The organism is Microcoleus sp. AT8-A3, assembly GCF_036705675.1.
In the GTDB taxonomy this organism is placed as follows: Bacteria; Cyanobacteriota; Cyanobacteriia; order Cyanobacteriales; family Microcoleaceae; genus Microcoleus.
In genome coordinates this window covers 18,474-32,818 of record NZ_JAUBVD010000003.1, presented here as the reverse complement: position 1 = coordinate 32,818, position 14,345 = coordinate 18,474, and the positions used below count along the sequence as shown (strand labels likewise).

The window sequence follows — 14,345 nt, the reverse complement described above, 5'->3', positions numbered from 1 at the left end:
TAATTGCCAGCCCAGCCGCACCCCCAAGAAGTGATCGCCAGGAGTGCGGGTAACTCTCCTACCCAGTGAATGTAGGGCTTCTCGCGGTTAAGCTAAACTAGATGGGTGTCAAGAGAAAGAGGGATTTATGACAGAGCAAGCCAACGCTCGCGATTTGTTTCGCGCTGCTTACGAACACCGCTATACCTGGGATGCCAATTTTCCCGGTTACAGTGCCGATATTGAACTCAAACAGGGCGACGAAGTATATACGGGTCATGTTTCCATCAAACCCGACATGAGCGTGGAAGTCAGCGGCATTGAAGATGAGGAAGTGCAGCAAAGCGTCTACACCCAAATGCGTGATATTGTCACCCACCGCAAACGATCGACATTTGAAAAATCTCACGGCAAAAATAGCTTCACCCTGGGCGAGAAGGACAGCACCGACGCTGTGGACATCTTGGTACAAGGCGACTCAATGGGATCGAATTATAAAATCCGAGGTCTCTCAATTTGTCAAGTCAGCCGGGTGATGGGCCGCATGGCTTTCGTAATTGACACGCACAAAAGCTTAGAGACACCCGAAGGTTCTTTGGCCAGCCACTACGATGCCGTTTTCCGCAACCCTCAAACCGACGAAATCATCAAAGAACTCGAATTTGAAGATACCTTTGAGAAGATAGGCGACTATTATGTCATGACCAAGCAAGTAGTTCGAGCCAAAGAAAAAGGTCAACTGACAACAACCGAGTTCAACTACTCTAACGTCAAACTGCTAGAACCAGCAGTAGTGTAGCGCCCTCAAAAACCCAATTTCTTAAATAAAAGGGTTTTTTTGGTTAACGTATCAGAATCAACTTGATTTGGCGGCAAGTAACGCTACGATCGAACGAGAGAGCGAATTGGGATCGAGCATCAGCGTAAGGAACCCCACGCCTAAAGGCGGAGGCTTTTAAGACTGTCCGGCTCTTTGAGCGGGATTGAATCGAGAGCTTACCTTACCAGCCTAAGTCTTTACTGACTACGTTTTTTGAGTCACGACACCGGAGAATGCGAAGCTAGTTTTCCGCTCTGTCGCTAGTGGTTAAACATCTGTACAAGGGTTAAGGACGTGCTGCTAGCCTAACAAGCTCTTAAAACATTGGCGAAGCTAACATTACCCCGCAAGGGAGTTTGAGGCAACCATACCTCACTGGAGAGGCAACCATACCTCTCCAACCCCGAAAGGGGATTTTAATGCGACGGTCGTCGCTGCCGCTGTCCTCCCCATGCCTAAAGTCAGGGGCTTCTCGCTCGTTTTTCGGTGACAGAAACCGGGTTTGCTGCAGCCAGCTCATTTGAGTACGCAAGTCTTTTTTCAACAAGCCCGGTTTCTTAAATCTCGCGCGGTTGAGAATGCTGCCCTTGAGTCAAATCGAACTTTCATCACCTGCAAAAAATCATCACAGAGGCGAAATATGACACTAGCACTAACCAGAGATAACGTCGAAACAGTTCTCGATGAAATGCGCCCCTACCTGATATCCGACGGTGGCAACGTCGAACTCGTAGAAATTGACGGCCCAGTGGTACACCTGAGACTGCAAGGAGCTTGTGGCTCTTGCCCGAGTTCCACAATGACTCTGAGAATGGGGATTGAACGTCGCCTGCGCGAGGCTATCCCAGAAATTGCCGAAGTCGAACAGGTAATGTAATTAGTCAGTTGGCAATTGGTAGTTGGCAATTGGTAGTTGGCAGTTGACGGTTGACGGTTGACGGTTGACTGTTACCAATTACCAGTTGACGGTTGACTGTTGGCAGTTGGCTGTTAACAGTTGGCTGTTACCAATTACCAGTTGACTGTTGACTGTTACCAATTACCCAATTTAATTGCCAATTACCAATTACCCAATTTAATTACCAATTACCAATTACCAATTACCAAATTCAATTACCAATTACTAAATTCAATGTCTCACCCCCTTTATGTAGCCTTCATTTGGCACCAACACCAACCGCTCTACAAATCCAGAGTATCCGCTAGCGCAGGAGCAGCTCAGTACCGACTGCCTTGGGTGCGCTTGCACGGAGTCAAAGACTACTTGGATTTAGTGCTCCTCCTGGCAAAATATCCCAAGCTTCATCAAACCGTAAACTTGGTTCCCTCCTTGATTTTGCAGATAGAAGACTGCATCGCAGATAAAGCATTAGACCCTTACTTGACGGTGACATTAAAGTCAGCAGAAATTTTAACCCTCCCAGAACAAGAGTTCATTTTAGAACACTTTTTTGACGCCAATTACCACACTCTGATTCAGCCACACCCCCGCTACGCTCAACTCTACACTCAGCGGCAGGAAAAAGGCATTCAGTGGTGTTTGGAAAACTGGAAATTGCAGGATTTTAGCGACTTGCTGGCCTGGCACAATTTAGCTTGGATTGACCCGCTGTTTTGGGACGACCCGGAGATTGCAGGGTGGCTGAAACAAGGACAAAATTTTAGTTTGGTAGACAGAAAAAACATCTACTCAAAACAAAAAGAAATCCTCGCTCGCATCATCCCCCAGCACCGTAAAATGCAAGCTGAGGGACAGTTGGAAGTCTCCACAACCCCCTACACGCACCCGATTTTACCGCTGCTTGCTGACACTAATGGCGGCCGCATAGCTATTCCAAACATGACGCTGCCACAACACCGGTTTCAGTGGGAAGAAGATATTCCCCGACACCTGAGAAAAGCCTGGGAAATGTATGAAGACCGGTTTGATTGCCAACCGCGCGGTTTGTGGCCGTCGGAACAAGCAGTCAGCCCGGAAATTTTGCCCTACATTGCCAAACAAGGCTTTAAATGGATAGTCTCGGACGAAGCAGTTTTGGGGTGGACAATTAAACACTTTTTCCACCGCGACGCGACAGGGAATGTCTACGAACCAGAATTCTTATATCGCCCTTACCGTTTAGAAACTCCTGACGGGGATTTAGCCATAGTATTTAGAGACCACAGATTGTCGGACTTGATCGGGTTTACCTACGGTTCGATGGAACCGGAAAAAGCAGCATCAGATTTAGTGGGACACTTAGAGGCGATCGGCAGAACTCTCAAAAACCGACAGTCAGGCGGCCAAACAGCTTTAGAAAATCCCTGGTTAGTGACGATCGCCCTCGACGGCGAAAATTGCTGGGAATTCTATCCCCAAGACGGCAAACCGTTCTTAGAATCCCTCTATCAAACTCTCAGCGACAATCCAGATATCAAATTAGTCACAGTCTCGGAATTTCTCGACAAATTCCCAGCAACCGAAACAATTCCCGCAGCCCAACTGCACACTGGTTCCTGGGTGGACGGTTCTCTCACAACTTGGATCGGCGATCCCGCGAAAAATCGCGCTTGGGACTTGTTAGAGCCTGCGAGACAAATGCTGGCAAACCATCCAGAGGCCACAGAAGAAAGCAACCCAGAAGCTTGGGAAGCGCTGTATGCGGCCGAAGGTTCCGACTGGTTCTGGTGGTTTGGCGAAGGCCACACGTCGAACCAAGATGCCATGTTCGACCAGCTATTTCGCGAACACGTAGCGGCGATTTACGAAGCTCTCGGCGAGCCTGTACCCCCGGAAGTGCGGCGGCAAGTAGAGGTGCACTCTGTTCAAGGCGACCACCTGCCGCTGAGCTTTATTCACCCGGTGATTGACGGTATCGGCAACGAACAGGATTGGGACAAAGCCGGTCGGATTGAAGTTGGGGGAGCAAGGGGTACGATGCACCGGAGTTCGGCAATTCAGCGCCTTTGGTACGGCGTTGACCACTTGAATTTTTACATTCGTGCCGACTTCAAGGTAGGGGTGCGGCCGGGAATTGATTGCCCGCAGCAGTTAAATTTGTTCTGGTTTTATCCCGATCGCACCATGCACAACAGTCTGATTCCGCTGTCGGGTTTGCCTGACGAAGCACCGCTAAACTATAGATACCACCATCAGTTAGAGATTAATTTGCTGACGAAATCGATTTGGTTTCAGGAAGCAGAAGATGGCGATCGGTGGCTGCCCCGCATTAGCCGCGCCCAAGTGGGAGTGGATAAATGTTTGGAGGTAGCAGTGCCCTGGGCGGATTTGCAGATTATGCCCGACTGGCAGGTGAGGCTGATTGCGGTTTTATCGGATGGGAGTAGTTACTCTACCTGTATGCCGTTCGATTCTTTGATTCCGATCGGAATGCCGTAAAAAGTCATTAGTCATTAGGCTGTAGGGGCGGGTTTCACCAGCTTTCATAGAACTGCTAACCCAAATAAATATAAACCCGCCCCCTGAATTAGTCATTAGTCATTAGTGATTTTTTGAACCAACAAACAATTAAATAATTATCAAATTATATCCAATTGGGGATTCTACTCTGGCTGCCTAATGCCTTGATAATTTCGGTCGCATCCGGTCGAGCGAAAACTATAAAATATGTCTGTAATGAGGGCTTCATCACTCATGAAAAAGAGGAATAAAGTCATCACTACAAACCTTATTGTAATAGTTATTTTACCGGAAATCATATCATTAGTCATGGGGAAATTAACAAACTAATGAGCCGCATTTTACTATTGGTCGATCGCCACCAACAACTTAATTTGCCGATCGCCCACCTCAACACCGAGCATGAGGTGATTGTACTCGATCGCGCTTTAAATCCCAACTCCGAATTTCCCATTCCCCAAATCGCTTTTGACTTGTGCATTCTCGACGAGGCCTCTTTCGATCGCATCGGGCCGCTGGTAGAATCATTAAAAACTGCCGCCGAACCGATATTTTTACCGTTCTTGCTGGTTAGTCAATCCCAAACGCCTGCTCTTTCTGAGCAGCCATTTTCGCAGCAGCCCAAACAACTCGAACGCAGAATAGACGATTTGATAGTAAGTCCCGTCGAACTCGCCCAACTGCATTGGCGGGTAGAGAATTTGTTGGCCCGCAGGCGGCAGTCGCTAGAACTCCACAGACTTCAGGAAATAATTAAAGAACGGACTTTTACAGAAAGTTTGTTAAAGGACTCGCTGCAAACGGCAAACGAAAACCTGCAACGGGAAATCGCCAAGCGGGCCGAGGTAGAAACTGCACTGCGAGAAAACTCCTATCTCAACTTGCTGATGAATGCCATGCCAGATATTGTCTGCTTCAAAGATGGCGAGGGCAGGTGGCAGGAGGCAAATCAAGCGATATTGGAAGTGTTCGAGCTAGAAAAAATAGACTACCGTGGCCTTAAAGATTCTCAGCTAGGAGAACTCAGCAGTTTTTACCGCGAGGCGTTACAGGCTTGCGAGGTGAGCGATCGAGAAGCGTGGGAAAAAGGTAAGCTTTCTAGGGGGGAAGAAATGATTCCCCGATCGGACGGTACTGTGAATATCTACGACGTGATTAAAGTACCCGTATTTCACCCCGACGGCAGACGCAAAAGTATCGTGATTTTGGGCCGCGACATCACCGAATACAAGCAAGCTAGAGACGAACTCGTGCGCTTGGCGTCGATTGTCGAGTCTTCCGATGACGGCATCGTCAGCAAAACCCTCACCGGGACAATTCAGAGCTGGAACACAGGAGCAGAGAAGATTTATGGCTACTGTGCGGCGGAAATCAAGGGGAAGTCTATAGAGATTCTAGCCATACCCGAACGCCCCAAGGAAATGCCTCAAATATTGGAAAATATTAGAGCTGGAGCCACCATCGACCATTATGAAACCGTACACTTGCGGAAAGATGGCCAACAGATAGATGTCTCCCTCACGATTTCTCCGATTAAAGACGCGACTGGAGCGGTAACGGGCGTTTCGACAATCTCTCGCGACATCAGTGACAGCAAGCGAGTCGAAAAAGCCTTTGAACAACTCCGCCACCAAACAGAAATGATTTTGTTCTCCGCAGGAGAAGGAATTTGCGGGTTGAACAAACAGGGAAAAGTAACTTTTGTCAATCCTGCGGCGGTGAGAATGGCTGGGTGCGAATCGAAGCAATTGATCGATCGACCGCTTTATGAAAGCTTACACCGTGCACAGCAAGAATGCTCAAGGGCGATCGAGCAACTGTCACCTGCAACAGACATCAATTCAGGGTCGGAACTTGTCCCACACTGCGCCGCACAGCAGGCGGGCAAACTGCTGCCGAACCGGGTAAGTTCTCAAATTTTAGCCACCTTGGAAGACGGAGAGGCGCGGCGCGTCACCGATGAGATTTTTTGGCGGCGAGACGGCAGCAGTTTTCCGGTTGAGTACGTTGTCGCTCCGATGCGAGAACAAGGCGAAATTATTGGAGCTGTAGTGACTTTTAAAGATATCACGGAGCAGCTTGCCGTCGAGCGCATGAAAGATGAATTCATCTCTGTTGTCAGCCACGAACTGCGGACGCCGATGACCTCGATTCACGGCGCCCTCGGCCTCCTCAACAGCGGCCTGCTCGACGCTTACCCCCAGAAAGCTAAGCGGATGCTGGAGATTGCTGTCACTAATACTGACCGCTTGGTGCGCTTGGTCAACGACATCCTAGATTTAGAGCGGATGGAGTCGAGTTACAGCACTGCCGTCAAACAAACTTGCAATGTGGCTGAGCTGATGTTGCAGGCGGCTGACGAGATGCAGGGAATGGCGAAGCCGGCGGGAGTTACTCTGTCGGTGAAGCCTGTGGGGGCGCAATTGCAAGCTGTTCCCGATCGGCTAATTCAAGCCTTGACAAATTTACTAAGTAATGCTATAAAATTTTCTCCCTCCGGCGCTACGGTTTGGCTGAGCGGGGAGTTGAGCCACAATCTGGATTTGGCAGAAAAAGCAGCCCACAAGTCGGTGTCGTCTCCGTCTTTGTTGTCTCCTGAGCCGGCCGCCGCGCCTCCGCATATGCCAGTTCCGACCTCGTGGTACATCGTGATTGCTGTGAAAGACCAAGGGCGGGGTATTCCGCCAGACAAACTGGAGATGGTCTTTGAACGCTTTCAACAAGTTGATGCTTCTGATTCTCGCCAGAAAGGAGGTACTGGTTTGGGGCTGGCTATTTGTCGCAGTATCGTGGAGCAGCACGGCGGGCGGATGTGGGTGGAGAGCGTTGTGGGGGAGGGCAGCACTTTTTTCTTAAGTCTGCCACTTCTTGCGGGAGGGGCTGGCAACTGAAAGTTAATTTCTACTCTGGTGTACCCAAAGTTACTGATTTTGTGCAGATTGTTCGATCGAGTCAATCGATTTTAGATTTTAGATTTTAGATTTTAGATTAAAGAATTGAAGTATTGAAGTATTGACGCCACGGATAAATACGTTAGGCAAGTTGCATCGGATACAGGTTTTTTATTTCTGGACGGATGAATCCGGGGGCTTGTATCCTGGATGCTTGATTGTCACCGACAAACAATCTCAGCCTTTTGGATTAATCGGGGACTGCGAGCAAAAATCTCGATTAGAGGTGGAAAAGCGGCTTTTTTTGGGGGGGAGATTTTACAGCAACCGCGCCCGAAGGTTAGGATATTCTTAATTGTTGAAACTCAGGCGGTCGATTGCAACGGAGGTGTTCTTTTTTCCTTCTTTTTACCCGGTCGCGAAGTCTCCGGGAGCCGAAAGGCCTTCAACATCTGCTATACAGTTTTGAAAATTTACTGTAAAGTCCGATCGGGTAAGATAATTTGCTTTACAAAATATTCACATTTCGCCTCTAATCTGCGATCAGTTCTCTTTTCTAAAAAAATGTTAATTTTGACTGCCAAGCGCATCTTGGTTATTGACGATGCGGAAGATATTCGGGAAGTAGCTCAAGTCAGTCTTGAGCTGGTGGGGGGCTGGGAAGTCCTGACAGCGAGTTCTGGCCGCGAGGGTGTTGCTAAGGCTCTTGCCGAACAGCCTGATGCTATTCTATTGGACGTGATGATGCCCGACCAAGACGGGCCTACTACTTTTCAACAGTTACAAGCTAATAAGGCTACGCAGCACATTCCGGTAATTTTATTGACAGCTAAGGCTCTGGCTGGGGACAGGCGGATGTTCGCTGATTTGGGGGTGGTGAGCGTGATTGCTAAGCCTTTTGAACCGATGTTTTTGGCGGATCAGGTCGCTGAGGCTTTGGGCTGGAAGCAAGAATAGATCGATCGCGCGCATTGAATTGTGCAGCTTTTCAAGCAGTAGTTTTGCAGGCAAAGAGAGTTAAAAAAACTTGGTTTCTTGGATATGGTTCCTTAGATCGAATTAGGGCGATCGGACAGGATATATGTAGCAATTTAGACCCCGCACCTTTGGTCCGGTCAGCTTAAGACTCAAAACCTCAGTCCGGTATCAGTTTCCACCCTATCGGTATTGGGGTGAAATTGATACCAATAGGGATGCCTAAGTCCCTATTGGTAGTGCGTCCATTTAACCGAATTCGGCCTCAGCCATGAACTCAGTATTCCTACTGATTTATCCGCGAAATATAAGCTGGCAGGATTATTTTACTTTTTGTAACAACTCACTCGTCTTCATAAGTTCTTCAGGTTTTAGTTTTATGTTTAAGCAGAACGTCAGGGATCGCTCCTGACTGTTGGCAGACACATTGGGAGAAGACGATTATGCCCTCAGCTTACATTTTGCTACTAATAGTTTCTCTGGCAGCAGTCTGGATTTACTGGCAAACCTCTCAAGATATTTTTGTTCTTGTGGCTTGGGCCGGGCTGGGTTGTTTTATTTGGGGTTTCTCTTGGGCTCCTTGGAGCGTTCAGCTTTTGATTGTGGTGTTACTCTTGGGCCTCCAAAAGTGCTACTTGCGCGACGCCCAAAGCTATGAGTGAAAAAAAATTTTTATTTTTGTGCCTGGAATTGAGATGTGCAGGCTTTCGTGAATCTCTCTAATGATTGGGTTATCGCTCCATATCTTCAAAAAAGGTTTAAAATATCATGAATAGTTGCCCTTGTTGCTCCTCTAAATTGCTCCGCCACGCTCGCCACAATCGCGTTTATTGGTTCTGCTCGCACTGCTGGCAGGAAATGCCGGATCTGTCGGAGATGATTTTACGTAACAGCGTGCGGAATCACAAACGCGATGGTTTGGTGAAGGTTGCGAGTTTGACTCCTAAATTGAGGATTTTTGATTCTGTAGAAATTGCTTAGTTTCCTGGAGTTAGTCTCGCGATAAATATTGAGACTGAAAAGATTTTTGTTTGTGCCCTCAGTGGGATTTTTGGATAAAAAATGCACTCATCCCCTTCCGTGTGAAGTGAAGGGGACTTATTAGCGGGGGGGATGAGTGCACTTGTGATGGGGTCGATCGCCCTACAGAATTTCAGCTATTGTATGCAGTTAAGCTGATTACATCAAACCGATTTGAGAGAGAATGCCTTGACCGGTGATGTATTCGGTAGCTAGGCCGATAACGAAGCCCAACATTGCCAAACGGCCGTTCCAGGTTTCAGCAAACTCAGTGAAGCCAACTTTTGCGTCTTTGTTTTCCATGACCATAAACCTCGTTTAATTTCAACCTTATGTAACTAAACTTAACACAGCAGTATAAAGTTTGCAACATATTTTTACATTGGGTTTTTACGACTTAGGCATGGGGGCCCAGAAACCGGGTTTTTTACCCAATCTGCGGGCTGTAACGCGTTTTCTCGTAAAAAACCCGGTTTCTTTGGTTGTGATGCGTCCAGGACTGTCTGAAAAAAATCAGGTAAATGTACCACTAGCCCTTGACATCCGATACTTAAACTGTTATGTTCCAATGATACAGCTCAGATAGACACCCGCATTCAAAAGCAAAGAGTGTTGGTTAAGTCGTCTCAGCGGTAGGATGTGCAGATTTCGGGTAAGCGTCCTAAAGCCCCGTTGATATAGACATTCAAGTTAATGTCGTTTCAACTGGAATAAATAGGTCAGTTGGCACGACATTTGTTTGAATTTCTATATCAACGGGTTTTTAGGACGCCTGTCCGAAATCTGCATATCCTATCGCTGAGACGCTAACCAAGCAAGTACACACTAAATTAATAGTATGTAAGTCAAGAGTTTTGTTAAATGGGAAATGTCCCTCTTGAGCAAACTCAAAAACAATACTTCTTTGGTTAGATGCTTAATTTATTGATGCTGTCCTGCAAACATAGTTTTAGGACACATAAAAATGAAGAAAAATCATTCAGCAATTGGCAAAGAAACAAAGCAGTCTCAGGCTTTAGTCTCTATTTTCTGCGATCTGCAGAACGTCCTCGACTTAACGCAAAAACAAGCTGAATTATTGGTCGCTTTTGCCAAATCAAAAGGGCGTTTAGATTGTCTCAAAGCTTACTATAACTCGCAGTATGAAAATCAATTGCTAGCCAAGAATCAATTAGAGTATCTGGGTTTTCAGGGCGTTGATGTTCCCTCCCACAAGAACAGTGCAGATAAACAATTGATCTTTGACTGCATTAAACGAGTTGCCATCAAACCTTCTCCTGAGATAATTATCCTAGTGTCAGGAGATCGGGATTTTGCAGGTTTAATCAGTGTGATGCTTGAGCTTGGAAAAAAAGTCATAGTTTTTGCACAGCGCTGTAGAGCAAACAAAAAACTGATTAAGCTAGTTGGTGATGATAACTTTCATTATATAGACGAGCTGCCTAGTTTGTTCGCAGGGAATACTCAGAATAAAGCAGATAAATTATCTGCATAAAGTTACACAGTCCGCCAGGGAATGAATTCCCTGTCTAATAGCTAAAGTCGGTTAAAACCGACTGACATACAGTTAAAAAAGACACAATCTTCAGTCCTCTTCAGAGGACTTTAGCTATGAGCCAGGGGTTTTAACCCCTGGCGGACTGGCGGACTAACGGACTAACGGACTAATAGTATAACGGCCAAATATCTGTTAAAAATTACCCCGCCGCAGATAGCAAAAATCCAGTTTATTTGATAAACTAGATTCTCCAAACCTACCGCTATCTGCGGCTCTTTCATGTCCACCTAATAACACCCAACTCCAAAAAAAGAATAAACATTCCCACCTCCCATGCAATTAACTAATCCAACAAAAGAAATACAAATGACCCTTCCCGAATTCAAAAATGAAAAACTGCTGCGCCAAGCACTAACCCATCGTTCCTACGTCAACGAAAACCCCACATTCCGCGAAGAAGACAACGAACGCTTAGAATTTCTTGGCGATGCTTTGCTCACTTTTCTCAGCGGCGAATATCTCTATCAGCGTCATCCTGAAATGGGAGAAGACCAACTGACTCGCCGACGTTCTGCATTAGTAGATGAAAAACAATTAGCCAGATTTGCTACTGAAATCAATTTAGATTTAAAAATGCGGCTGGGAAAAGGAGCTTATCGAGAAGGTGGGATTACTAATCCCAATTTGCTCAGCAGCACTTTTGAAGCATTTATTGGCGCTTACTATCTCGATACGCAAGATATGGACAAAGTTAGCCAGTTTGTGTGGCAAATGTTTGATTCGGTTCCCGAAAATGTGGTCGAAACTCGATCGACTGTAGACTCGAAAAATCGCTTTCAGGAATGGGTACAAGCCAATGGTGACACGACTCCCCCCAAATACGTGACAGTCCAAGCAGGAGGCACACCCCACAAGCCGGAATTTCTCGCTAAAGTTTATGTTGCAGAGAAACTCTATGGAGAAGGTAAAGGCAAAAGCAAAAAAGATGCTGAGAAAAATGCGGCTGAAGATGCGCTAGCAAAGCTGAAAAAACGCGGACTGATCTAAACTTGAAAACATCGGTAAAAACTACTAGCTTTTTTGTGCGATTCGGGCGTTGGCGAAGCTCTCGAAGACGATCGCCCGAATTGATGGCCAGAGCACACAATGGGCTATAATCAGGACTTGTGCAAGTGTTACCTCCGTCGATCGAGGGTTGCAATGGCAGAAATTCGTTGACGAGTGCCCGATTGTCGATCGTAATTTTGGGAAATATCAGAGCAATTCATGTCTACTCAAAACCCGACTACCCTAACTGTTGAAGAAGCACAGCAAATCCTCAAAGATTTCACTTGTCTGGATATGCAATCTGTAGCCTTGCCGCTGGAAAAAAAGGCACTCCGTCAAGCGATTTTGCTGGTAGCAAGTTTGTCGGATTATCAAATGTTGGGAGTGTGCGCTTCTTCGACGGATGAGGGGTTTTTAGCTTTAGAAGCTTATTTAAAAGCTTTGGGATATCAAGCTGTTTTAGATCCCAATGCTGTCTCGACCTTTGCGGGTTCGGTTTATATTAAGTTCAATACTTTGAAGGGGTCGTATTATGTTGACGGCTATCCCGGAACTTACCGGGGCGTTTTGATTTCGTGTCAATCTTCCTCAGAAGATGGAGTTAGTGGAACTTACGGTCATTTACCTCTCGATTTATTTGTTGATTAATTTGTCAGTAGTCAGTAGTCCGTAGTCAGTAGTCATTAGTCATTAGTCATTAGTCAGTAGTCATTAGTCAGTAGTCAGTAGTCAGTAGTCATTAGTCAGTAGTCAGTAGTCAGTAGTCAGTCGATCGATTAAATTGAATCAAAAACCGACTGAAAGCATCCAGGATACAAGCCCCCGGATTCATCCGTGGGGTCAATGCTTCAATCTAAAATTTAAAATCTAAAATCTAAAATCGATTGACTGATGCACCTTACTAAGCTGTAGGGTGCGTCAGCCGATCGCCCCTCGATTCAGTCGAATCAAACAGCGACTGACGCACCTTACTAAGATTAACCCTTACCAAGGATCAATTCTGGCTCTGGTTCCGGTGCGGTTTCTTCCGGCGGCAATCCCAAAATATCGCTGTACAAGTGGACGTATTTCCGTGCCGAAATATCCCAGCTAAAATCTTCTCTCATGCCGCGCTGTTGCAGTTCTCTCCACTTATCTTTGTAGCGGAAACCTTCCCAAGTTCTGATCATGCAGGTGAACAAGTCGAGGGGTTCGTAGCGATCGAAACAGTAACCGGTACCGGTATTGTCGATCGGGTTGTTGTGGGAAACGGTATCGACTAAACCGCCGGTGCGACGAACCATTGGCACGCACCCGTAGCGGAGGGCGAGCATTTGGCTGATGCCGCAGGGCTCGAAACGGCTGGGCATCAGGAAGCTGTCGCAGCCTGCGTAAACGCGCCGGGAAAGGGCCTCGTTGTAAAGTAGTTGGGTGGACATCCTACCGGGATAGCGGGCTGTCATTTGCCAGAGTTGGGTTTCGTAGTAGCGATCGCCCGTTCCGAGTACAATAAATTGAGCGTCGGTATAGGCCATGAACAGATCGAGCATTTGAATTATCAAATCCAATCCCTTCTGTTCTACCAGCCTTGTCACCATCCCGATCAAAAAGGCATTTTTATTCACTTCCAAACCGACTTCTTCTTGCAGCGCAATTTTATTAGCGGGGCGCTTTTCAATAGTATCAACACTAAATTGTTGATGGAGGTACTTGTCAGTTGCTGGGTTGTAAGATTCTGTATCAATTCCGTTCAAAATGCCCGATACTTTACCGCCGATGTAAGACAGCAAACCTTCCAAAGTTTCCCCATAAGCTGGGGTTTTGATTTGCTCGGCGTAAGTCGGCGAAACTGTATTTACTCGATCGGCAAACTGTACTGCAGCAGCCATTGTATTGTGACCTTGCATATACCAAGGACACCAAGTCATCTGTTCCAAACGCCAGCGCCACGGCCCTTGATAAGCTAAATTGTGAATAGTAAAAACCGTGCTGATATCGGGGTCTTGGCTCATCCAAACAGGTATCATCCCCGTATGCCAGTCGTGACAGTGAATAATTTGGGGCTTCCAGTGATTCCAGGCAAATTCAGCCGCAGCATTGGCAAAGAAAGTGAACCTCCAATCTTCATCTACACCGCCGTAAACGCGACGCGGTAAGAAAGATGGATGTTGCAATAAGTATAAAGGTACATCGGTTCCCGGCAAAACAGTTTCAAACACCGAGAAGCTTTGGAACATGGCAGACCCATCCCAAACAGGTTTTTTGGGAACGTCCATTTTGTCGGGGACGAAACCGTAGTAGGGCATGAAGATGCGGACATCGTGGCCCATGCGCCGCAGAAATTTCGGCAAAGCGCCGACGACATCGCCCATACCGCCCACTTTGGCGAGGGGTGATGCTTCGGCGGATACAAATAAAATACGCATTATTTTTTTGTGTTCCTTGAGATTGTTACTCTAGATTAAGTTTAAATGGCGAGTGGCACAATATTAACGCGCCTTCCAAAAACAAGTATAAATCTGAGTTGCTGTAGCGATCGCACTTTACTCAAGAATGCGATCTCCCTTTTTCCATCCGCGTCGCTGTGCGGTGAAAAAAATAGCGATCGCCCCACCTTTTACTAGCCAAAAACTTATTTCTGATTGAGGCGTTGACAGGCTGTTGAAAAGGATTTACAATAATGATTAACAATAGAGAGAAAAACTCAAGTGTATCTATTAGTGTATCTATTGTAGC

The 14,345-nt window shown here is 46.6% G+C and carries 12 protein-coding genes; 10 read left to right on the top strand and 2 right to left on the bottom strand.

Going from position 1 to position 14,345, the window contains the following annotated elements:
- Nucleotides 1-127: 127 nt before the first annotated feature.
- The 7 genes from QUB51_RS02745 to QUB51_RS02715 all read left to right on the top strand — a co-directional run bounded on the left by QUB51_RS02745 (nt 128) and on the right by QUB51_RS02715 (nt 9,046).
- Nucleotides 128-778: a DUF3386 domain-containing protein gene (locus QUB51_RS02745; RefSeq protein WP_333259261.1), complete on the top strand. Its 651-nt coding sequence runs from the start codon at nt 128-130 to the stop codon at nt 776-778.
- A gap of 661 nt (nt 779-1,439) precedes the next feature.
- A complete protein-coding gene (locus tag QUB51_RS02740; RefSeq protein ID WP_006632519.1) occupies nt 1,440-1,676 on the top strand; it encodes a NifU family protein in 237 nt (78 codons plus the stop codon).
- Nucleotides 1,677-1,931: 255 nt separating this feature from the next.
- On the top strand, nt 1,932-4,178 hold the full coding sequence (locus QUB51_RS02735; protein ID WP_333208143.1) for a glycoside hydrolase: 2,247 nt from the start codon (nt 1,932-1,934) through the stop codon (nt 4,176-4,178).
- Nucleotides 4,179-4,528: 350 nt separating this feature from the next.
- Nucleotides 4,529-7,090: a PAS domain S-box protein gene (locus QUB51_RS02730; RefSeq protein ID WP_333259264.1), complete on the top strand. Its 2,562-nt coding sequence runs from the start codon at nt 4,529-4,531 to the stop codon at nt 7,088-7,090.
- 564 nt (nt 7,091-7,654) lie between these two features.
- Nucleotides 7,655-8,047 carry a response regulator gene (locus QUB51_RS02725; protein ID WP_333055881.1) on the top strand — a complete coding sequence of 131 codons (393 nt, stop codon included), beginning with the start codon at nt 7,655-7,657 and terminating at the stop codon, nt 8,045-8,047.
- 461 nt (nt 8,048-8,508) lie between these two features.
- On the top strand, nt 8,509-8,727 hold the full coding sequence (locus QUB51_RS02720; RefSeq protein ID WP_333055882.1) for a hypothetical protein: 219 nt from the start codon (nt 8,509-8,511) through the stop codon (nt 8,725-8,727).
- 106 nt (nt 8,728-8,833) lie between these two features.
- Nucleotides 8,834-9,046: a hypothetical protein gene (locus QUB51_RS02715; RefSeq protein ID WP_333055883.1), complete on the top strand. Its 213-nt coding sequence runs from the start codon at nt 8,834-8,836 to the stop codon at nt 9,044-9,046.
- A gap of 198 nt (nt 9,047-9,244) precedes the next feature.
- Here the strand turns inward: QUB51_RS02715 and QUB51_RS02710 are convergent, their stop codons facing one another.
- Nucleotides 9,245-9,388: a chlorophyll a/b-binding protein gene (locus QUB51_RS02710; protein ID WP_096831166.1), complete on the bottom strand. Its 144-nt coding sequence runs from the start codon at nt 9,386-9,388 to the stop codon at nt 9,245-9,247.
- 661 nt (nt 9,389-10,049) lie between these two features.
- On the opposite strand from QUB51_RS02710, the gene QUB51_RS02705 reads away from it, so the two are divergent.
- From QUB51_RS02705 to QUB51_RS02695, 3 genes are all read left to right on the top strand, one after another.
- Complete coding sequence (locus QUB51_RS02705; protein ID WP_333208141.1) at nt 10,050-10,580, top strand: NYN domain-containing protein; 531 nt, start codon at nt 10,050-10,052, stop codon at nt 10,578-10,580.
- Between the two features lie 369 nt (nt 10,581-10,949).
- Entirely contained in the window at nt 10,950-11,630 is a 681-nt protein-coding gene (rnc, locus tag QUB51_RS02700) for a ribonuclease III (RefSeq protein ID WP_333246263.1), read from the top strand.
- A gap of 219 nt (nt 11,631-11,849) precedes the next feature.
- Nucleotides 11,850-12,278 carry a DUF1824 family protein gene (locus QUB51_RS02695; RefSeq protein ID WP_333259267.1) on the top strand — a complete coding sequence of 143 codons (429 nt, stop codon included), beginning with the start codon at nt 11,850-11,852 and terminating at the stop codon, nt 12,276-12,278.
- A gap of 329 nt (nt 12,279-12,607) precedes the next feature.
- Here the strand turns inward: QUB51_RS02695 and glgA are convergent, their stop codons facing one another.
- Nucleotides 12,608-14,035, bottom strand: coding sequence for a glycogen synthase GlgA (gene glgA, locus QUB51_RS02690; protein WP_333259270.1), 1,428 nt, complete (start codon nt 14,033-14,035; stop codon nt 12,608-12,610).
- Between the last annotated feature and the right edge of the window lie 310 nt (nt 14,036-14,345).